The following is a 20,725-nucleotide window of genomic DNA, read 5'->3' as shown; positions in this document are numbered from 1 at the left end:
GAGCTCCACCCCCAGCCCTGTGCAGCTTCAGCCGGTCCGACTGCTTCGCAAACCTGCCAAGCAGGCGAGCCTTCTTGCCTTCAACCTTGACAGGGAACATGAGCGAAGAGCTTGCGCGTATCATCCTGCCGGTTCTTGAGGCTTGGCGCAGCGTGCGCACCCGCGCCGCCGAGCTTGGACGGCAGCTTATCGCCAGCGCACGACAGAGCGAGGTCTGTCAGTTGCTGATGTCAATCCCAGGGGTTGGCGCGGGCGCGGTCACCGCAACCGCGTTCACGACCGCCATCAAGGACCCGGCGAACTTCAAGAAGTCGCGTTCGGTCGGCGCGTGGCTGGGACTGATCACTCGTCGCTACCAATCTGGCGAAGTCGATTATGACGGCCACATCTCCCGACGCTGCGACGCTCATCTGAGGGGACTGCTTTATGAAGCAGCAACCGTGATCCTGAGATCCTGACGCGCACCTATGCCGAAAGCGAGCTGCGCGCCTGGGGGGTGAAGCTGCGAGAGCGGATCGGCTTCAAGCGTGCGGCCGTCGCCGTTGCGCGCAAGCTGGCCGCAACCAGCGCCATGGCCTGACACCGCAAGCTCACATGCGCCTGCCATGAGGCGTGCCGAGGCGTCCCTGCCGGGACGTAGGGCGAGCCATTCCGCAGAGGCCGTTGCACCTTCGAGGCAATATGCCCCGAGCGTGCGTTCCAAAACCTTGGAAGGCTCACCCGCGAAGCCCCATCATGCGGCGACTTCATGCCGGCCGCGAAGACGATACTGCTCCCGGCAAACGCCAACGACCGGCCTCGACGTCCAAAAAAGACTTGCATTTGGCGCGATTAGACGACGGCCTCTTAGAGCCCCCCTCACTCCGCAAGCCAGCAGGTGACTATATGCTTAGGCCCCGCTTCCACGGCGGGCGGTTCTTCTTGCCGGCAGCGGTCGAAGGCAAGCGGGCACCGCGGATGGAAGCGGCAGCCTCTCGGAACATGGGCAGCGCTCGGGACCTCACCCTTAAGGGCAAGCAACTCACGGCGGTGGACATCCGGTCGGACCTTCGGAGTGGCGTCGCGCAACGCGATCGTATAGGGATGGCGCGGGTTGAGCGTAATCTCGTCGGCCGTGCCGATCTCGACCAACCGTCCGAGGTACATGACCGCGATCCGGTCGGCAATCAGCCAGGCGACCGGCAGGTCGTGGGTGATGAAGAGAAGCGCCAGGTTCTGCCGCGCGCGGAGTTCCGTGAGGACCTGGAGGATCTGCGCGCGAATCGAGACATCGAGCATCGAGACCGGCTCGTCGGCGACAATGAGCTCGGGCTTCACCGCGAGAGCTCCAGCAATCACGACCCTCTGGCGCTGCCCGCCGGAGAGCTCGTGCGGAAAGCGTGCAAAGAACTCAGCCGGAGGATTGAGCCCGGCAGCCGCCAGTGCCTCGCTCACCCGCCCGGTGAGCTGGTTGCTGTTCTCGACCAGCCGGAGCGAGCGCAGGGGCTCCGCCACGACGTCGAACACGGTGTGCCGTGGGTTGAGCGCCTGATAGGCATCCTGAAAGATCATCTGCACGCGATGCCGGTACGGGCGCAGGGCTGAGAGGCCTTGCGCGGAGGTCATGTCCCTGCCCTCGAACAGCAGCCTTCCGCCGGTCGGCTGCACCAGCTTGGTGACGACACGGCCAAGTGTGGTCTTACCGGATCCGGACTCCCCGACGACCGCGACAATCTCGCCGCGGCTGATGGTTAGGTCGATCCCGTCGACCGCGCGCACCCCGCCACTTTGCCGTCCCAGCAGGCGGTCGAAGACGCCAGCCTGTATCGGGTAGTGGACCTGCAGGCCCTCAAGACGCAGGACTTCAGTGCTGTCGCGCATGGGCCAAGTCCTTTTTCAATTGCGGGGCAGGCCCGTACAGATGGCAGGCAACGCATCCCTGTGCGCTCCTCTCGAAGGCGGGGATTTCGGCCGAACAGATATCCATGGCGGAGGGACACCGGGGGTGAAAGGCGCAGCCTGAGGGGCGCGTCTGAAGGTTGGGGGGATCGCCCGGGATGGACTGGATGGTCCTGTTGCCACTCGCCGGATCCGCGATCGATGCGATCAGGAGCCGCGTATAAGGATGCCGCGGCGTGGCGAAGATCTCGGCCACACTGCCCTCCTCGACAATGCGACCGGCATACATGATCATCACCCGATCGCAGGACTCCGCTACCACCGAGAGGTCGTGGGTGATCAGGATGAGCCCGAGGTTGAGCCGCGATCGCAACTCTCCCAGCAGCTTGAGGATCTGCGCCTGGGTGATGACATCGAGCGCAGTGGTCGGTTCGTCGCCGATAACGATGGACGGGTTGCAGGCAAGTGCCATGGCGATCATGACCCTCTGGCGCATGCCCCCTGAGAGCTCGTGCGGATAGGCCGTGCCTCTATCGGCCGGGATACCAACGAGTTCGAGCAGTTCCATTGCCTTCGCTCTCGCCTTGTCGCGCGGCAGGCCGAGCTTTAACATGCAAGGTTCGGCAATCTGCTTGACGACCCGGTGCACCGGGTTGAGGGCATTCATCGCCCCCTGGAAGACGACCGAGGTCTCGCTCCAGCGATGCGGCCGCATCGCCGCGTCGTCGTCGATCGGAAGCTGCTCTCCTTTATAGTGTACCGCGCCTTCGCTGACCGCTGCATTGGGCGGCAGCAGGGCCGCGATCGCCATGGCAGTCGTGGTCTTGCCACTGCCGGATTCCCCGACCAGGGCGACGGCCTCTCCGGCCGCGAGCTCAAAGCTCACGTCGCTGATTGCAGGCAATGACGTGCCCTTCAGCCGATAGTCGACAGAGAGGCCTTCGACCGACAGAAGCAGCGCGCCGCCTTTTTGATTGTGGTCTGTCATGGGATCACCCGCCAGCGTGGATTGAAGGTGTCGTCGAGCGCATTCCCGACCAGGACGAAACTAAGCGAGACTATGAGCACGCAGAGACCCGGCGCGCCAAGATACCACCAGGCGCCCACGCTTGCGGCCCCGGCGCGCTGCGCCAGGTAGAGCATCGTGCCCCAGGACGGCTGCAAGGGATCGCCGAGCCCGAGAAACGAAAGCGCCGTCTCGATATAGATGGCATTGGCGACCACCAGGGCGCCGTTGGCGGCAATCTGGGGCACTAGATTGGGCAGGATATGCCGTATCATTATGCCGAGATCGCTACTGCCGACCACGCGCGCCCGATCGACAAATTGACGTTCCCGGAGTGTCAGCGTCTGGCTGCGCACGATGCGCGCGACAAACCCCCAACTCGTCAGACCGATGACCAGAATGATCACGAAGAGCGAGGGCCGGAAGCCGAGGATCGTTCCCCCGCGCCCGACAACCTCGAGAAACACCGGCGTGATGACCAGCGCCAACACGAAGGTGGGAACGATGAAGAAGAAATCCGTCAGGCGCATTAGCCAGACGTCGACCCTGCCCCGATAATACCCCGATAACAAGCCGATCGCGGTTCCGACGATGAGGCAGATCACGGTCGCCATCAGCGCTATCGTCAGCGAAACCCGGGCTCCATGGACGACTAGATTGAGCACATCGCGCCCGACCTCATCGGTTCCAAGGATATTTTGGGCATTCGGGGGCGCGAGGAAATCACCGGTTGCATTGGCCGCGGTCTGCAGCGGACCGACAAGGAGGCGTGGCACCGCCGCCAGCACGAGGACGAATGCAAGGAACGAGAGGCCAATCCGTGCGCCGACATGACCGGTGAACTTGCGGAGAAAGGCTCGGGTTGCGCGCAGCCGGACAGGCGCGCGATGGATTGTCGAATCTTCGCTCATTGTCTCACACGGGGGTCAAGAAGGCCGTAGGCCAGATCGGCCACGATGTTGGCGACCACAATCGAGGCGCCGAGCAAGAGAAAGATGCCCTGCAGGACGGGATAGTCCCGCGCGTTGAGCGCCTGGACCGTCAGCCCGCCGATCCCCGGCCAGTTGAATACGGCTTCGATCGTTATGGCTCCCGCCACGACATAACCGAGATTGAGTGTTATCAGGGTCATGACCGGCAGCATGGCATTGCGGAAAGCGTGACGCATCAGCATCTGACGGCCAGTAAGTCCCTTGGCCCGGGCGGTGACCATGTAGTCCTCGGTCACGACGTCACTCATCGCGGCCCGGGCGACCAGAACATATTGCCCGCTCATTCCCAGTGCCAGAGTAGCGGCCGGCAGCGCGAGATACCAGAGCCGGTCGGCGAGCCAACTCATCGCGCTCCCGGCCCCATCCGTGGGCGAATAGGCTCCGTAACCAGGAAACCAGCCCAGCGTCGTGCTGAACACCAGCACCATGAGCATGCCGAGCCAGAACGCCGGGGTCGAATAGAGCGTTAGGGAGATCCCCGTGATCAGGTGGTCGACGGCCCCGCCTCGTCGCCAGCCGGCATAGAGGCCGAGCATGACCCCGAAGACGATCGCAAAGAGCTGGGCCATCCCGACCAGGGCAAGGGTGGCCGGCAGCCGCGCCAGGAGCAGGTCAGCAACCCAACTACCCCTGAACTTGAAGCTGTAGCCTAGGTCACCACGGAGGGTTGCCGATACATAGGCGACGATCTGGTCCGGGATCAGCGGCCTGTCGAGGCCCCATTCGTTGCGCAGGCTATCGATCTGCTGCTCGGTCACGCTGGAGCGTGCCCCGCCCAGCAGAAGCTGGGTGGGGTCGCCCGGGATCACTCTGAACAGGATGAAGTTGAGCGACATCACCATCAGAATGGTCATCGCCGCCCGGATGAGTATGTGTCCGATGCGTTGGCCCATCGTATTTTCTTTCCTCCCTTTCCGATCCGAGCCGTCAGGCCGGCGTCAGACGATCGAAGGGGAAGTAGCTCCACTGAGACATCATCTCACCGTTTGATCCCCAACCCACGAAACAATTCTTGCGATGGGCCTCCAGCACGAGCGGGTAGGTCAGCACGATGTAGGGCGCTTCTTTGTATATGATGCGTGCCGCCTGATCGACCTGCTCCTGTAGCTTCTTGGTATCGACCGTGGCTTGCACCTCCGAGAAGAGCTTGTCGAACTTCTCATTAGTCCAGTATGCCCTGTTCTGACGGTCACCGCTTTTCCCTATTTTGAGAATGTCTGGGGGGTTAGGAGACGGCCAACTCTGCCCAACCAGCAGGTCCCAGCCTCCGCCGCCCTTCGCCGGCGCCGACACGCGGTCTTCGAGCGCGCCGGCGTCAAGCTGGGTAACTGAGACCGGAATACCAATCTCCCCGAGCCAGCCAGCGATTAGCTGCACGGCAGCGAGCGGCGTCTCATAGGTGCCTGAAGATGTTCCGGTGATCAGTTCAAGTTGGAAGCTCTTGCCGTCCTTGTCCTCCCGAAGACCATCGCCGTTATCCTGATACCCCGCCGTATCGAGCCTACGAGCGGCCTCCTTGAGATCGAAATGGCGCCGGATGTCACTCAGATCGGAGTAGAAATCCGTCGCCACAGGCATCACGATGCCCGCGCCAGGAACGGCGTGACCACGGTAGGCTCGATCGACGATGGCCTTCTGGTCGATCGCATAGCCGATGGCATCGCGAAATGCCGGATCCTGCAACGCCTTGGTGCTACCCGCCCCTTTTCCGATGGCAGTGTTGAACGCGAGAATGTCCCGCTGTTCGATGCCCGACTGCCCGACTTCGATTTCGGGGTCCTTCGCGAGATTTTCCCACTGTGCCGTAGTCAGGCCAACACCATAGTCGAGGCTGCCGCTCTTCAGGCCTTGGGCGATGGGATCGGCTGATGTGAAGAAGTTGAACACCATGCCGGACGTCTTCGGCTGCCCCGTGCGGAAATACTTGTTCGGGGTGAAGCGTGCGAACTGACCCTGCTGGAACTCTGCAATGATCATCGGACCCGTTCCGACCAATGGCGGATCGTTGCGGAAGGTGCTGCGCGCGTCTGCGTAGCTGATATCCTTCCAGATGTGCTCGGGCACAATCATCGTCCACTTGTCGATCGGCCAGCGCGAAGGTGTCTTGGTCACGATCTGCAAAGTCTCGTCATCGAGAGCGGTGATCGACTGGACGTTGTCCAAGCCTTCAGTATTGTTCCAGCCGGCGTTCAATTCGTCGGGCTTGCCCATAGAGCCCTTTAGGTAATTGAACGTGAACGCGACGTCTCGGGCCGTGGCGGGTTGGCCATCGGACCACTTCATGCCGGGCCAGATCTTGAAGGTCCACGTAAGCTGGTCGTCGGCAACCGACCACTCCTTGGCAAACCCTTTCCGGTCGGAGTGACGCTGGGCATCCACGCTAACCAGAAAGTCATAGGTGAAGACCGTCGGCCAGAAAGAACCCCATGTGGCGAAGGGGTTCATGGTGCTGGGAGCGACGATTGCCCCAATACGCACCACGGCATCACATGACCCGGCGAATGCCGTTGACCGCATTATAAAAGGCGCCGCTGATCCGGCCAGCATTGCCTTCAAGGCCGCGCGGCGGCTGAGTTGCCATTTTTCCATTGTCTTCTCCTCCATGATTGATTTGCGAACACTTCAAAACAGACTGCGATTAAATGCCGTCGATTTGGGCGAAACCTCCTGCTAATCAGCGCCTGCATCGAAGGGTCATTGAATAGGCAGTCCCCCGGGGACGAATTCGGTTCCCTTTCGAAAGGGCTGGGCTCGCAAGCTGCTGTAGTCTGGCGCCGGCGCTTGGGCCGCTGCGCCGGGAATAACGGGAAGGAGGATTTTCGAAGGATATCTCTCCGAGTGATAAACCCTATTAATGGATGGAGCGCCGGCAGGCATGCTGCCGACATTGGGATGCGGAATGGGATTAGGAGCACCGACGGTTAGCTCGAGGCTGTGACCTTGCCGGACAACGTGACCGATCGGTGACAGCAACGACATCCGCAACTCGTAGATTTCACCCGGTACGAGTTTCTCGAACTTTCGGAATGAATGCACTACTTCGTCCGTAGAGGTCCGTTCGTCGTCGATTGCGCGAAGCGAAGCGCGCAGCAGGCCCGATTGCAGGAAGAGTACGTTGCCCTCAGGATCGACGTCTTTCAACGTTAATTCCAGATCAGCGTCATCTCCATTGTCGATGCTGAGATACAGCGTTATCTCCGGGTTTCCAAGCAGTGTCATATCCGAGACGGCTGCGGCCGTCCGATAGTTCAACACACCTTCTTTATATGGCTGAATCGCGAATTGCTGATTGCTTCCGTAGAGTTCTGATCCCGCCGGGTAGAGGTAGGCGCGAGAGCCCTCGTTAGGGCCAGCATCGGGCTTGTCAGGCGAGATCCTGGCATCGGCCGTGAGATAATAGGGACGACGCTCGACCTTCGGTTCGGGCCAGGTCTTGTGCCTTGTAACCCAGCCCGCAACCGACCTCTTAGGATCTCCATTGGGCTGGCGGACCTCCCAATAAACAGTCACCGGGGATTCGTGCTCTATTCCGTTCTCAACGCCCTTCACCCATCGGTCCAGGAATTTCATTCGCTCATCGTCTACCAGGCCATAGCTGTTCGGCCCAGGTCCGCCAATCACGTGATCGCCGTTCATCAGGACTAGCTTCTTGTGCTCCACGTTAGGCATCAATCGGGTAAATAGCCGAGCACTTTCCCTGACTGCACAGCCGTAGGTGTCTTGCCACGAGGCAATAATCATCGTGGGTACAGCGACCCTGCCGGCGACCTCATCACGGGCCAGACAGATCGAATCCCACCATTCATCCTTTAGCGGGTGCTTTCGAAGCTCGTCAAAGAACTGTCGCTTGACGACCTGCCTGCCGCTCCCACGAATTGCAGCACACTCAGTATCGCCCGCACTGATACGGCCCTCCGCTCCGCTTACCTGAGTGACGAACTCAGTGTTGAGCGACCATGCAGCAGTTATGTCGAGTTGGAGCATTCCGCCCAAGTGGATCCAATCCTCGTAGCCGTCTTCAACGCCAGTCGCCACGAGTGCCCTTAAATGAGGAGGGTGCTCTGCCGCCACCCAGAATTGAACCGTACCGGCAGATGAATTGCCAATCATCCCGACATTGCCATCGCTCCAAGGCTGTCGGGCAATCCATTCGACCATTTCGGCGCCATAGACCCCTTCCTTGCGGTCCATCCAATTGTCGATGATACCTTCAGAACACCCCGTCGCCGGAAAGTTAGCGCCAACGAAAGCGTAGCCAGCTTCGAGAAAGGGCTTTGCGACTTCGAAGGCAGCGAAACTCGCTGTATAGGGGGAGTACCAGAAAACGCTCGGGTGGCGAGCAGTCAGCCCAGATTTAGGGTGATACGAAATATAAGCGATGCGTGTTCCGTCGTTCATGGACACGTACCCGATGTAGCGCACCGCGTCAGTTTCTTTAAGATCGGCGTTAGCTATCATATGCGGATCTCGCTGCTACTTCCCCACATCGGCCGCAACACGATATGCAGCCGCACACTTGCTTCTCTAGGCGAGTTAAGATCACTTTGGACGATAACCATTTGTCTGCTCAAGGCTGCCTTTGCCCGGTGTCAATTACACTCCCCCTACTGAGTTGATGTCGTTGAGAACCCAGCAGCAGCGTGGCAATGTTCAATGGTGGGTTCCGCCTGTGGAGAGGGCGTTCCTCCCTGAGTGCATCATTCACATTCCCGCCTTTATGATTATCAGACGCCCGCAGATTAGCTGGTCGAGCGGTTCAATTGTCGTTGGAGACTGCTCGCGTCAGGCCGCATTGCTGCATCTTTATCGACGAATTGCAGCATTTCTTCATGGCGAGGGTGCTCGACGCAAGCCCAGCAACACAGCCCACTGCAGTCGCAGCGGCACGTTGCATTAACCTTGGCAGTTTAGAGGAAGACGGCTATCTCAAGAGCCCTCTCGTCGTCTCGGTTAAAGCACCGCCGCGTTCCCGGTCGAGATCATCCTGCTGTGCGTGCGCTAGTACTAAGTACGGGATTAGCTACCGCGATCTGGCTGAAATAATACAGGAGCGCGGCATCGTGACCGACGCGAGCACGAACTTTCGAGGACAGCGTTATGCCCGAGAGCTTGAAAGCTTGCGCGCCAATATCAGGGCTATCGATCCGAATCATGGCAGATCGACGAGACCTATGTTCGGGTTGGTCTGGAAATGGAATATCTGTTTCCGGCTGTCGACAAGCACGGACGACTGATCGACATCGTGCGACCGGCGCAACATAGGGCCGTCTATCGCTTGCTGCGCAAAGCCCCTGTGAGTATGTCCCGCCGCGGCGGTGCCGTGGCTGTGGTGCGCAAACTGGCGGTGATATTGCGCGACGCTCAGACCGGCGAGTTTTTTGATCGAAATGCGAGCGCCATAGCATGAATCGCCTTTGCCTTCAGCGGAGATCACCAAGAAGATGCACAACACCATTGGGAGCCGGTCTGCGGACTGAATGCCTTTGCGCGGCAAGAACAGAGCAGCCGTTCTTGGGGTTAGCAAAGCGGTCGCGAACGAAATGTAAATCGCAGCGCCATTGTCTCAAAGGCGTTTGCAAGTCCCAGCAAATGGCGCTTCGTCGCATGGCCCTTGAATCCCAGAGCACCGCAGCGATCCTTGGGAACGCATGGATCGAATCGTCCATGATGAATTTCATCAGAAAGGATCCCAATTCGCGGTAAAGCACCGCTGAGGGGCCCGATTTGGAGGGCGCATGCGCACCTCTATCTAGTATGGTCGTTTTGCTGGTGACAAGGTAAGTCCGAGAGCATTCCCGTAGCTATTTTTGAATGCAACGAAAATTTCGATTTTCTGCCTTGCTCGGTACTGTGGAAGGGTTTCCATGAAGCAGTCGACGATCACAACAAAGAATATGATCACTGTCCGTGGCTTTTGAAATGAAGACGACGCAATTTCGCGATCTATCCGGTATGCCGGAGTTTCGCGCTGCCGAGGCCCTGCAGCGAGCTGTCTGGGGGGATGCCAGTGCGTCCGGCGAAATGATTATGGTAGTTCAGGCAGAAGGCGGACTCGCAGCGGGTGCCTTTGTCGACAGCAGCCTCGTCGGGTTTGTCTTCGGCTTTCCTAGCGCGACGCCAGGCATCCAATATTGCCACGCGCTGGCGGTACTGCCGGAAATGCGGGGACGCGGTATTGGCTTAGCGCTCAAATGGTATGAACGGCGGTGGTGTCTAACTCGCGGCTTCCGGCATGTGCGCTGGACTTTCGATCCAATGCAAGCAGTCAATGCAGCCCTCTATATCAACCGGCTAGGAGCCGGGTCTACGACGTATCTGGTCGATTATTACGGTACGAGTGGCGGGATCGATGAAGAATTGCCTTCCGATCGTCTACTGGTTGACTGGTTCCTTGATCACTATATCGTCAATGCAAAATCGGAGCGTCGCTTCGTGGATGAAGAAGTCGGTGATTGCCTGCGGATTCGACTTCCTCGGGATGTGGAAGCGTTGATGCTACATGACAGGAAGAGGACGTTGACCGCAACGCTTGCGCTTCGTGAAAGCCTGCGCGACGCCTTCTCACATGGCTATCGGATAAGCGGATTTGACTGCACTGAGCGTGCCTACATCCTGGCCGGGAGAGACCGGTAACTTCTCCGGGGTTACGCGGCGCACAGTAGGGGCGGTTTGGGCTTGAATAGTGAGGCCACGCTCGGCTCTGGTGCTCGAAATCGTGCCCGCAATCGGTCGCGAAGCTCACTATTCATCTCGGCTGTCCGAACCTGGCAGCATGTGAGCACCATGTAGAGACGAGCGCATCTACTGCTTGACCATGCGTTTGGCGATCACGGAATTGACCGCCGACTCGGCAAGGGTCGTGGCCACGCGAAGTCTGGCTTGGTAGCGCTTTCCGTAATACGATCGCGCTGCGGTTCGAACGGACGTAGGTGAGGAGCTGAGACCCGAGGCTGTGGAGACGCAACATTGAGAGCTCGCCTTCTCTTTGCGAGACATTCAAGCTTGCCAAGAGCTGCTCCAGGTTCCGGATCGCGCGATCCACGCGACCGTGCCACAGACGCCACTTCGCGGCTCTGATGTCCTTGCCGATGGCCGGAAGTGTTTCAGCAAGACCGGACCGGGATCGGATCACGTGATCAGCGATCTGCTGCATGGGCTGGATCTTTATGGCGATGTGGAACCAGTTGTCGATGCCGCTCGAATTCTCCCCAAAAGTGCCGAAGTAAAATTCCCCAGTTTCGCCGCTCAGACTGTCGCGGAGGGGTGTCCAAAGCCGCAATACCCCTCTTCCCGAAGAGCGTGGAGCGCTCGATCGCGTATCGCAGGTTGGTCAGTGTTGGCGCTGACAAAGTAGCGACCGCCGACTTCTCCCCGACCTCCGCGACCGCATCTGGCCACGACGAGCTCGAAGTTTCGCGCTGAATTGGGATCGGCGCTGCGAACGTGTGCGCCGTATCGATGCTGATGACGAACTCTTTGCGTCGATCGCCAGGAACCTGCATTTCGAGCTGATGTCGTTCCTCCATCTTCATTCTCGCGCGCCAGGTTTCCTCAGTGATCTGGTCGTCGAGCCGCTCGCCGACTTTGATGGTCCGCTTTCGCACGGTCGCATGCGGCTCGGTGGGTTCGATGGGCAGGAATTCGGCGAGCACGCTGGCGGCCTGGCGGTACGGCATCATGCTTCCCAGTCGCGCCGTCAGTTCCATCAGCTCGGATGTTGCCCGATCCGGACAGATTTCCTTCAGCGGCGCGCTTTCCTCGATGAGGCTTATTCGAATTACAAATACCTAAACCCGATAATTCGGCCGGAAAAGACAGTAACGAGGTGTAATTTGCGAACAATAGGTCGATGGTGCAATTGCCAGCTGGAAGCCGAAAGATATCGTATTCCAAAACGTAGCGGATGTCTTGCTGGACGTGGGCATCTCGTTCGCTAATTTGGAGGCGCCGGTAACTGAGCATTCACCGGAGGCGACGCGCCAATCATGGGCTTTTCGCCTTCCGAATTCGCAGCCGTCGCAGGACACCTAGGCCTGAACTTTAATCTTTTAAGCTTCGCAAACGATCATGCTTTTGACAGAAGGCGTGGAGGCCTGACACAACTGCCAAGCAGTTTGCCCGATTCGGCATTGTGCCGGTAGGTACACCACTGACGTCAGCAGACTACGGTCGAGCCATAGTTATCAACAAAACGTGGCAATAAAAATTGGTTTCGTTTCAGCAACATACTCTCTTAACGGTCTAGCAGGCTTCTCTGATTGGGGTTGGGGAGGTCAAGCTTCTCCTGCTTCTTTTTTCCGGACCATGTCGCCCCGCGGGTCACTCGCTCTTTGTGGAGAGGCCGGTCTCGTCGATGAACACGAGCTTCGCCGGACCGAGATCGAGCTGGTTGTCGAACCAGTCCCGGCGCCGCTTCAGGATGTCGGGGCGATCCTGCTCCAGTGCGTGCGCGGACTTTTTTGAATATCCGACCGTGGCCGTGAAGCCAGGCGCCCAAGGCGCTGCGGCTGATCCGCACCGACTGCTCGGCGACGAGCCGCTCCACCATCTCGTTCAGCGTGATGTTCTTGCGCTCCTCGATCAGCCCGACGATGAAGGCTTCATGCGCATCGAGGCTGGAGGCGCGGCGGCGGCCCTGCGGGCGTGGCGCCAGTTCGCCGATCTTCGCCCGCGCAATCCAGCGGATCGCGCTGGACACTCCACGCCGAACCGCGCCGCCGCTTGCCGCGCCGACCCGCGACCGAAGATCCCCGCTCAATGCTCTTCCCATCGTCCACCTCCATCGAGGTGGATGTTGAATCACCACAAAACGCGGCCGTCACATCACAATCGATTCATCGATCACAGGACGTGCTCTAGAGGAGTTTTCAATGCACAATCGGCGAATATTCACCGCCCGACGACAGCCAAGTCCCGTAAGCGGACAACGACGGCCGACGCGCCGATGGGACCCAAGGCGGGCATCCCTGGACCACGAGCACGATGGCGGCCCATGCTTTTGTCAGTAGGAGGCGCAGTGACTGCATCCATCGCTGCCCACCCTGCCGATCCTAGTAGTTTATGAGAATCGAATCTCAGCATAATGTGGGCGGCCATCGCCGTTCCGCGATCTCCACTGGAGGACACCGTGAACATGACGCGTCCCCTGATCGAACAGCTTGCAATTACTTACATCATGGTTGGTAGAACATGAGCGCAACCGTTCTAAAATTCGGGGGATCTTCTTTTCTGCATCCTGAAGACTACAGTCGAGTAGCTAGGCACATAGCCGACCGATTGGCGGCTGGCGAGAACAAGATCGTTGCCGTGGTCAGCGCGATGTCGGGAACAACTGGCAACCTGAAAGCAGTAATGCTCGACGTCAACAAGCAAGCATCACCATCGACCCTCGATGCGGCACTTGCAACCGGAGAGATGCTCAGTGCTTGCCTGCTGGAGGCCGCCATCAGCCGGCTAACGATTTCCGTAACGTCTTTGAACGGCTATTCCCTTGGAATACGCACGGATTCAAGTTTCGGTCGCGCGTCAATAGAAAGCGTAGATCCTACGCCAATTGTGGCAGCATTGCAGGAACATCAAGTTGCCATTGCCGCGGGCGCCCAGGCAGTGGATCAGTCCGGCAGGTTAACGTTTCTCGGCAGAAACAGCTCTGACCTGACAGCCATCGTAATTGCATCCATGTTAGGAGAGCACGCTTGCGAAATCTACTCGGATGTTCCGGGCGTCTATACGGCAGATCCCTATCTCATCCCAGGGGCACAACTGGTTCCAGAGATTGCCTATGGGACAATCGAACAGATGTCACGACACGGCGCAAAGGTACTGCACTACAGAGCAGTAGAATACGCCGAGAAGCAGGCAGTCACCATTGTTTGCAAATCTCTCACACGCAACGGAGCCGTCGTCGGCACGATTGTAACAGACCATGGGAACACCCGTTCTGTAACAGTGGCTCGCGACACCGCAGTGGTATCGTGCGCCAGCTTTGCAGAACGCGACGATCTTCGCGCGCTTCTTGATCGGCAAGACATCAGCTCGATCTGTCTCGAGGAGAAAGATGGGGCTAGCATATGCATTACAAGCGACATTGATTTTGCCGTGCGGCTTGTCCAGCTGACGGGCACTCGTTCGATCTCCATTGGTTCAAGGACTGTTGTGACAGAGATTGATTCTTCAGGGTTGCGCGTCCACTTGCAGGAAGATTATGAACGCGCCATTTCCCTGGCGCGGCAGATTCACGAAAGAATGTATCCTGGAGCGGTTAGCGAACCGCTCAGGTCGAGAAAGGCGAAACAGCGCTCGCCCTATAGTTCGTTGCTCATCCGCGGAAATAGTGCGTAGGCGGAAAAATGCGTACTGAATCCGCAGTAGCCGGGTCTCCGGATGAGATCGGCCTGTGGGGGACCCGCTCGCCAGAGAGCGAATTGTCAGCGACGGTAGCCAGGCACTTGCTGCTGACTCGTCGGTGACGCACAGATGCGGAGCGGACCTCAACGACCCCAATCAGAGAAGCCTGCTAGATGCATTCCGAGGCGGTCGAGCTTTTCGATAGCTGTGGTCCAAAAGTGAGCGGATAGCGTTCGAACTTTTCCAGCATATTCGATCCGGCAACACGTGATTGAGCTGCAACAAGCTTGCACGCGTCATCTCATTGTCTGGTTTCATTTAAGTTACCTGCCATCTCCAACATTCCCGAAGAGACCATAAGTATTTCGATTGTCTTCCGCATCCCGGCGTGCTGCGACAACCCACCGATGCTTATGGAACCGAAAAACGGCATCACCCGAGATCAGAACTACCGGAATTGGGTCGCCGCCAATCATAATAAGCGCAGTATTCCTTGAACGATCCACCCAAGTTAATGATTGATCAAAGTGGCACGAAACTGAGCTCTCTGCTTATCACCGCGCCTCTACGGAGTAGCGATGCGCCGCCCATGAAACGAGCTGAGTCACGTCTGAAGATTCATTCCTAACCTCTTCATGGTCTGGCGGCTGGGATCCAACGTCCTCGCAACTGCCGAAATGCTCAGCCCTTTGCCCAGCTTCGCGAGCGAAACCCGACCGCCAGATCAGAAAGAGCACGCTACCGAAATACGCCAGCTGAAGGAGCAGCGAACAAGCCAGCGTCATGACCACTACTGTGCCGATGGAATGAGAAGCGAAGTAGACGGTCAGTGCGGTGCTGCACAGCACCAGCCCCAGGACGCGACAAAACATTCTAAAGGACAACGCCGTTCTCCTGGTTTTGTCTCCTCAGATCAGGCTGCGACCTGGTCGGCCGCAACACGGGTCTGGCAGTTCTTCGGGCAGACGCGGGCGCAGGCTCCGCAGCCAATGCAGCGGCCGGCATGATCGACGACCATGATCATGCGATTGAGCTCGCCATCGAAATCGTCATCCTCGTCGCAGGCGCCGAGGATTTCACCCGCGTCATCGACGCCGTAAAGATGCATGACCTCGCGCGAGCAGACTTTGAAACAGCGGCCGCAACCGATGCAGGTGGCGCCGTCTATAGCCGTGAGATATTCCGGCATCCATCCGGAGCCGTCGCGGGTGGTGAATGTGCTCCTCATCGTAACTTCTTCATTGCAGCGAACTCTCTCTTGGCACCATCCAACTCGGCAAAAACCGCCAACGCTTCCTCGGCTACTTCTTCTATGTCCGTCCATTTTCCCGGGAGATCCTCTGCAAGGTCGCGCAATTTCATCTTGGCAATTGCCGCGCGCAGCTGAAGCTTTCGGACTTTCGTTCCCATCTCATCCAGCTTTGACATAGATCCTTCCTCGAAATCGGTGTCTTCACGCCCGTGCCTCGTTGCGATAGGCTTCAGTGGCTGAGGTCGCATCGTCGACCAGTTTCGTACCGGCCTCCCCGAGTTGCGGGAACGTCTCGAAGCCGAACCGATGGTCGTCTGGACAGAACGACGAGCTGCCCGACCGTGAAAAGCACGGGCCCGAAGTCCTTACGGTTTTCATCTCCACGATTGGCGATGTCACCGGGCGGAAACGCTCCGCAATCGCAAGCCCGACGGCGGTATAAAACATATCGAGCCTCCACAGCACGTCCGGATCGGGGTAGCCCATGCCACGAATCGCTTGGCGCTGTTTTCTGGTGACGATGAAGTCGGCCAGCAACGTGGCGTCCGATTTACCTTCCCACGAGCCGCAGGAGTCTTGAGCACGGATCAGCCGCACGAGGCATCTGACAAAAGGCGCGGCAAGCGCCGCCTCGTCCTCGGCAGGGCTGATCGCGGTATCAGACATTTCGCCTTCTCCTCATTTCGGTCCTCTTCCTCGAAGCACGATGTCTGTTTTCTGGCCCGCCTACTTCGGGCACACTTGCACAGCCGACGCCCGGCTCGGCGCGGCTGATTCCACGCAATTGACGTCCCTTTGGCCGACCTTGAACACGTCCTCGGCTGCGAAGTCTTCCACGCGAATTCGCGTCGAACATCACTTCCGCCGCAATGCGGCCGGAGGCCATGAAGATTCGAGTTTCGATCCTGCTGCAAACGATCGACCAAGTGCTGCATGGACCTCCTTGCTGCGGTCACGCCAGGGAGATGGAGGAATTGGCCAGTAAGCAATTTCGACCAATTACCCTTTTTTATCTTTCTTCCTCGGCCGACCGCGCTTTGGCACCTTCGGGAAACTGTTTTGCGCAGCGGCAAAGAGAGCGCCGCAACAAGCCTTCGCACCCCTGTACTCGGCGAGGGCCTGCAGCAAATCCGGCAGATGCTGCTCTTTCAATTCGGCCAGGATAGGCTCCGGACCCTCCAGCGACGTCAGTGCCAGTTCGACCAACTCGATCGCTCGATCATTGTTGCCGTTCTCGTGATAGTACCGGGCGACCGCGGGATAGGACCGGAACTTAGGGCTGTCGCCTTGCGGGGTATTCAGCGCCAGGATGTGTTCAGACAGCTCCTTGCCCATCGCGAAGCGCTCAGCAGGGGGAAGGCGCGAATGGTCATTGGCCGGATGGAAAAGTTGGTCTAGCGCCGAAACCATCCAGTCCTCGGAGTTTTTGTCTATCGCGTCGCGAACCAATTGGCGCATCACGGGCAAGCCGGTCCACATGTCTTGAATTTTGTGAAGCAACAGATGCGCATGAGCCAGGCGGAAATTGAGGTCGTCCGGCATCAAGGCGATGCCCTCTTCGATCGCCCAGAGCGCCGTCTTCCAATCTTCCAGCTTCACCGCCGCCCAGAACCTGTCATCGATCGGCTTCTTCAGCGCTTGTCCGCGCGCCAGGGGTTCGCTTGTGGCAATCCGCTGCTGATCGGCGGCTTTCGCTTTGTTGCTGGTGGGCCAGCTGCCGTTGAACACTTTCGGCAAAACCTCACCGAGTTGGCTCGGATGACCGATAAAGGCGATGCAGCCGTCTCGGTCGACTACGAACGAGGTCGGAATCCCGACGCAAAAGCTGGGTTCCCTCCAAAGCTTCTTCATTTCGCCTGTGAAGTCGAACCCAATCCGATAATTCAGATCCGGGCACTTTTCGGCCAACCACGCGTCCAACTTGGTCCGGGCCTCGACGGCCGTTGGAGCGTCTTCATCAGCCGCGATCCCGACGACCTCAAATCCGCTGTCCTTGTATTTCTCCTGTAGCTGCATCAGCTCGAGCATCTCCGCCGCAGATAGTTCGCACCAAGTTGCCCAAAATTCGACGATATAGACTTTGCCGGGCTGGAAGTCCGCAAGGGGCTCGCCACGCAGCCAGTCCTCCACTTGGATCGAAGGAGCCAGTGACCCCATCCGCAACATCACCTTGCCCTCCAAAGCTGTTGCCAAAGGTTGCGTGACCTTATGCGCAAGCTTGTTCCCCTTTTGAGATGGGGCACGAGGGTTCAACGAAGGGAGAGCATTGTTCGTCTTGCGCATCTGCGTGCAGTCAGCCTTCACTCAGTGTTGCTGAATCTCAATTCGCAAAGGCCGTGCCAACGCGCTCAGCGTGCTGTAAACGCTTGATTATGCTTTGAAAAATTTCTGTGGCGCCCAAGATCGCCGGTTGTATTGGACGCGACATATTTTCCGCCACTGTCGGGTCTTGGACACGCATCACCCGCTTCCCGTCGGCGCAGAAGCGTGGCCGCCGACGTCTCGACATATCGAGCAGATGCATGACCGCTTGGCTACCGCCAGCCTCGTCATCATCGTCCGCCTCAAGCCTTGCTTGAGCTTCTTGTCGTTTCGGTCGCTCAGGTGGTAGCGCAACGCCATTGCGATTGCAGGCGCCGCTCCATCCGAGCATCGCCTCTGCCCTACCTCTTCCGCTTTGCGCTTGAATTCCTGGTGGCGACGCAGGAGTTCTTCACGACGACGCCGGTTATGTCCGGCTGCGGGTCGCGAGTACCGTTATCGCCAGATGATGATCGTGGGGAAGAGGGCCAGGATGAATGCCGGCCTGAGCCGGCCGGTGAACTCTCCCGGATCCTACTTTTGTTGTTCTGTGTCCCTGTGCGCAGGCCCTACAGGGACCACCTGGTGCGAATGTGAGCGTTGTCGGAATTGGCCGGCCTGAAGGCCGCTAGGTCGCCACGCGAGGGCCAAGGCAGACTGAAAACGCCGAAGATGCGGCGCCCTCGCCGCTGACCCGGCTACCATCCCAGGCGATGACACGTGATTGCTGCCACCGTTCGCGCCGAGGCCGGCAAGAGCCCGACCGTCGGACTCGAAGGTCGGTGTCTTGGCCGCTGCACCGTCGTTCCGTGTTTCAGTTCCCGGCCAGTGGCGAAGGAAATCGTGATAACGCCAATCCGATGAGGCTACGGTCCGAACGCGGCCTGCCGCGCTGAAACGACTCTCTTTCTCGACCTGACGCCGACCCGAATATCGGCGTTTTGAGGCATTGAGGACGCCTGGGCCTCGGCCCGGCCGTCGGTCTGCGCGTTACGCGACGAGCAGACCCCGAGCGCGCGTTAGAGGCGTCCGGGGAATGTCTTCGCGACGGCGCTTGCAAGTTGCTCATGAGCTTCGCGAAACCTGCTCGTTTGCGGCGACCTTCCTCCGACTTGGTATCAGGGTAGGTGGCCAGCGGAGTAGAGCTTTGAACAGCATCGGTGCTACTTCAGAACCCGTCAGCGGGCCAAAAACAGCGGCAAAGGCGTGCCAACTATCCATCTTATCACGCTACCGGATAGCCGCTCGCGCAACCAGCGGCTGCCATAAGCGCCCATGACGATCACGTCGGCAGACGTGTCGATTGCGTGCTGCGCTAGCACCTTGGCCACCGGTTTGCCGCGGCTCGCCAGCCGGTCGACCCAAACCCGAGCACCGTGCCGAGTGAGATAGGCAGCGATGTCGGCTCCCGGCTCGGCGCCGTTTCCGGTGCAGGTCGCCTCCGGATCGACGACTGCGACACGAACTTCCTCAGCACCGGCTAGCAGATGCAGCGCTTCTCGAATCGAACGGGACGCCTCGACTCGCGAATCCCAGCCGACCAGCACGCGCCGTGGAGACAGAGTAGCCTCAGCGCCCTCCGGTACGACAAGCACCGGCTTTCCCGTGTCGAACAAGCTGCCGTTGATAACAAGGGGTCCGAGACTAGTCTCGTTGAGAAGTGCGGGGCCGACGATTGTCAGGTCGGTGCAGAGCGCCCGCTGTCGCACCGCGTCACCCACGCCAGCCTTGTCGCAGTGTTCGGTGTCGACATCATAGCAGCGCCACGTGGCTCTCAGCACTTTGTGAATTTCCCTGCATGTCTTTTCCAGGTTGGCCATCTCCTGTGAAAATTGTTCCTGTGCGGCAATGTGGTGTGCGCGATGTCTAGACCACTCGGGGATGCCACCGCCCAACGGCGGAGGGGACCCAATAAGCGGAGGCGACATCAGGAGCGGCGGAGGCGATATAATCAGTACGGAAAGATACGCGCCGACCTCGGCGCACAAGCGAGCAGCTATTGCGACGTCCTGATCGGAATGGTCAGCTCCCGTCACACTGAGTATTTTCTTGAAGGCCATCTGACTGCTTCCCCCTGAGATGTCGGGCCCGTAGCGCGTTTCGAACCGCAAGACTTGCCTTCCAACGAAGACGGAGAGTGGCACACCATCCGTTCGCGATTCAGTCGTCCAGCTTCTCGAGCGAGTAGCCGGCAGACCTGACAGTACGAATGACGCTACCTGGCGAGGCAGCCTTCAGCGCCTTTCTGATCCGGCTGATATGGACGTCGACAGTGCGTTCACCGACATGGATATTGTCCGGCCAGGCCGCGTCGATCAGCTCGTCTCGGCTGAAGACCTTGCCGGGAGCCTCAAGAAATTGCCGCAGCAGGTTGAATTCGAGAGGTCCGAGGTGGATGTCGTGGCCATTGCCGCGAACTCGGTGGGCATCGAGCTTCATCTCAAGGCTGCCGCAGCAGAGCCAGCTGCCATTTTCGATCCCGTTTGAACCCGGCTTCGGTAGCGCCAGCTTCGTGCGTAGATAGTCGAGCAGCATCGCCGGCGTGAAGGGCCGCACAAAGCTCTCGTCAATACCTGCCTTCAAGAGATCGAGCTGCTGGTTTTCGGCGCCGGGCGCGATCAGCGCAATAACCAGCAGGCCTCTGTTCCGGAACTCCGCCTTGAGCTGGGCACAGATGGTAGACCCTGTCGAGCTTGCCGGCTGGCAGTCCAGCACCACGGCCTGCGGCTCCCGTTCACTGGCTAATGCCAGCGCTTCCTCCACGCTTCTGGCCAGTTCAATCCTGAAGCCATCCACCCCCAGAATGTGGCTGTAGTACAGATACAACTCCGCATCTTGCGAACAGATCAGTACCCCTGGCTTCATCAGCGCTACCCCAAGAACCATATCGGCCTGGGCCGCCTCAATTGAGAGGGCTGGCCACCGCATGTCCTCAAGACCTGACATGAT

The 20,725-nt window shown here is 59.0% G+C and carries 18 protein-coding genes and 2 pseudogenes; 4 read left to right on the top strand and 16 right to left on the bottom strand.

Annotation, left to right across the window (positions count from 1 at the left end; translation table 11 throughout):
* Positions 1–110: 110 nt before the first annotated feature.
* Positions 111–580: pseudogene (locus tag NKK51_RS30440) on the top strand (transposase); the annotation flags it as partial.
* Positions 581–858: 278 nt separating this feature from the next.
* On the opposite strand, the gene NKK51_RS30435 reads toward NKK51_RS30440, so the two are convergent.
* The 6 genes from NKK51_RS30435 to NKK51_RS30410 all read right to left on the bottom strand — a co-directional run bounded on the left by NKK51_RS30435 (position 859) and on the right by NKK51_RS30410 (position 8,334).
* Positions 859–1,860: an ABC transporter ATP-binding protein gene (locus tag NKK51_RS30435; RefSeq protein ID WP_352555924.1), complete on the bottom strand. Its 1,002-nt coding sequence runs from the start codon at positions 1,858–1,860 to the stop codon at positions 859–861.
* Entirely contained in the window at positions 1,844–2,866 is a 1,023-nt protein-coding gene (locus NKK51_RS30430) for an ABC transporter ATP-binding protein (RefSeq protein WP_352555922.1), read from the bottom strand. Before NKK51_RS30430 ends, NKK51_RS30435 begins: the two co-directional genes overlap by 17 nt.
* Positions 2,863–3,795 carry an ABC transporter permease gene (locus NKK51_RS30425; RefSeq protein ID WP_352555920.1) on the bottom strand — a complete coding sequence of 311 codons (933 nt, stop codon included), beginning with the start codon at positions 3,793–3,795 and terminating at the stop codon, positions 2,863–2,865. The genes NKK51_RS30430 and NKK51_RS30425 overlap by 4 nt, the downstream gene beginning before the upstream one ends.
* Positions 3,792–4,769, bottom strand: a complete 978-nt coding sequence (locus tag NKK51_RS30420; RefSeq protein WP_352555918.1) for an ABC transporter permease — start codon at positions 4,767–4,769, stop codon at positions 3,792–3,794. The genes NKK51_RS30425 and NKK51_RS30420 overlap by 4 nt, the downstream gene beginning before the upstream one ends.
* A 34-nt stretch (positions 4,770–4,803) precedes the next feature.
* Positions 4,804–6,465 (bottom strand): ABC transporter substrate-binding protein, encoded by a 1,662-nt coding sequence (locus NKK51_RS30415; RefSeq protein ID WP_352555916.1) that lies wholly within the window; start codon positions 6,463–6,465, stop codon positions 4,804–4,806.
* 105 nt (positions 6,466–6,570) lie between these two features.
* A complete protein-coding gene (locus tag NKK51_RS30410; protein ID WP_352555914.1) occupies positions 6,571–8,334 on the bottom strand; it encodes a CocE/NonD family hydrolase in 1,764 nt (587 codons plus the stop codon).
* Positions 8,335–9,067: 733 nt separating this feature from the next.
* On the opposite strand from NKK51_RS30410, the gene NKK51_RS30405 reads away from it, so the two are divergent.
* Positions 9,068–9,283, top strand: coding sequence for a hypothetical protein (locus NKK51_RS30405; RefSeq protein WP_352555912.1), 216 nt, complete (start codon positions 9,068–9,070; stop codon positions 9,281–9,283).
* Positions 9,284–9,296: 13 nt separating this feature from the next.
* Here the strand turns inward: NKK51_RS30405 and NKK51_RS30400 are convergent, their stop codons facing one another.
* The gene (locus NKK51_RS30400) at positions 9,297–9,554 is read right to left on the bottom strand and encodes a hypothetical protein (protein ID WP_352555911.1); all 258 of its coding nucleotides are present in this window, start codon (positions 9,552–9,554) and stop codon (positions 9,297–9,299) included.
* Positions 9,555–9,795: 241 nt separating this feature from the next.
* On the opposite strand from NKK51_RS30400, the gene NKK51_RS30395 reads away from it, so the two are divergent.
* Positions 9,796–10,509 (top strand): GNAT family N-acetyltransferase, encoded by a 714-nt coding sequence (locus tag NKK51_RS30395; RefSeq protein WP_352555909.1) that lies wholly within the window; start codon positions 9,796–9,798, stop codon positions 10,507–10,509.
* A 503-nt stretch (positions 10,510–11,012) separates the two neighbouring features.
* Here NKK51_RS30395 and NKK51_RS30390 read toward each other — a convergent pair.
* Both NKK51_RS30390 and NKK51_RS30385 read right to left on the bottom strand, forming a co-directional pair.
* The gene (locus tag NKK51_RS30390; protein ID WP_352555907.1) at positions 11,013–11,582 is read right to left on the bottom strand and encodes a hypothetical protein; all 570 of its coding nucleotides are present in this window, start codon (positions 11,580–11,582) and stop codon (positions 11,013–11,015) included.
* A gap of 622 nt (positions 11,583–12,204) precedes the next feature.
* Positions 12,205–12,609, bottom strand: a pseudogene (locus NKK51_RS30385) (transposase); the annotation flags it as partial.
* Positions 12,610–13,065: 456 nt separating this feature from the next.
* Between NKK51_RS30385 and NKK51_RS30380 the strand changes: the two are divergent.
* Positions 13,066–14,217, top strand: coding sequence for an amino acid kinase family protein (locus tag NKK51_RS30380; protein WP_352555905.1), 1,152 nt, complete (start codon positions 13,066–13,068; stop codon positions 14,215–14,217).
* A gap of 560 nt (positions 14,218–14,777) precedes the next feature.
* Here the strand turns inward: NKK51_RS30380 and NKK51_RS30375 are convergent.
* The 7 genes from NKK51_RS30375 to NKK51_RS30345 all read right to left on the bottom strand — a co-directional run bounded on the left by NKK51_RS30375 (position 14,778) and on the right by NKK51_RS30345 (position 20,722).
* Positions 14,778–15,095 carry an exopolysaccharide production repressor protein gene (locus NKK51_RS30375; protein ID WP_352555926.1) on the bottom strand — a complete coding sequence of 106 codons (318 nt, stop codon included), beginning with the start codon at positions 15,093–15,095 and terminating at the stop codon, positions 14,778–14,780.
* A 41-nt stretch (positions 15,096–15,136) separates the two neighbouring features.
* Positions 15,137–15,451 carry a ferredoxin III, nif-specific gene (gene fdxB / locus NKK51_RS30370; protein WP_352555903.1) on the bottom strand — a complete coding sequence of 105 codons (315 nt, stop codon included), beginning with the start codon at positions 15,449–15,451 and terminating at the stop codon, positions 15,137–15,139.
* Positions 15,448–15,651: a CCE_0567 family metalloprotein gene (locus NKK51_RS30365; protein ID WP_352555901.1), complete on the bottom strand. Its 204-nt coding sequence runs from the start codon at positions 15,649–15,651 to the stop codon at positions 15,448–15,450. Before NKK51_RS30365 ends, fdxB begins: the two co-directional genes overlap by 4 nt.
* A gap of 25 nt (positions 15,652–15,676) precedes the next feature.
* Entirely contained in the window at positions 15,677–16,141 is a 465-nt protein-coding gene (locus NKK51_RS30360) for a DUF269 domain-containing protein (RefSeq protein ID WP_352555899.1), read from the bottom strand.
* A 333-nt stretch (positions 16,142–16,474) separates the two neighbouring features.
* Positions 16,475–17,641, bottom strand: a complete 1,167-nt coding sequence (locus NKK51_RS30355) for a TlpA disulfide reductase family protein (protein ID WP_502902527.1) — start codon at positions 17,639–17,641, stop codon at positions 16,475–16,477.
* 1,313 nt (positions 17,642–18,954) lie between these two features.
* Positions 18,955–19,557: a universal stress protein gene (locus tag NKK51_RS30350; RefSeq protein WP_352555895.1), complete on the bottom strand. Its 603-nt coding sequence runs from the start codon at positions 19,555–19,557 to the stop codon at positions 18,955–18,957.
* A 379-nt stretch (positions 19,558–19,936) separates the two neighbouring features.
* The gene (locus NKK51_RS30345) at positions 19,937–20,722 is read right to left on the bottom strand and encodes a response regulator transcription factor (RefSeq protein ID WP_352555893.1); all 786 of its coding nucleotides are present in this window, start codon (positions 20,720–20,722) and stop codon (positions 19,937–19,939) included.
* Positions 20,723–20,725 lie beyond the last annotated feature (3 nt).

It is taken from the genome of Mesorhizobium sp. M0011 (genome assembly GCF_040324155.1).
Lineage (GTDB): Bacteria > Pseudomonadota > Alphaproteobacteria > Rhizobiales > Rhizobiaceae > Mesorhizobium.
Note: the sequence above shows the minus strand (reverse complement) of the source record. Positions and strands in the feature narration are given on the sequence as shown.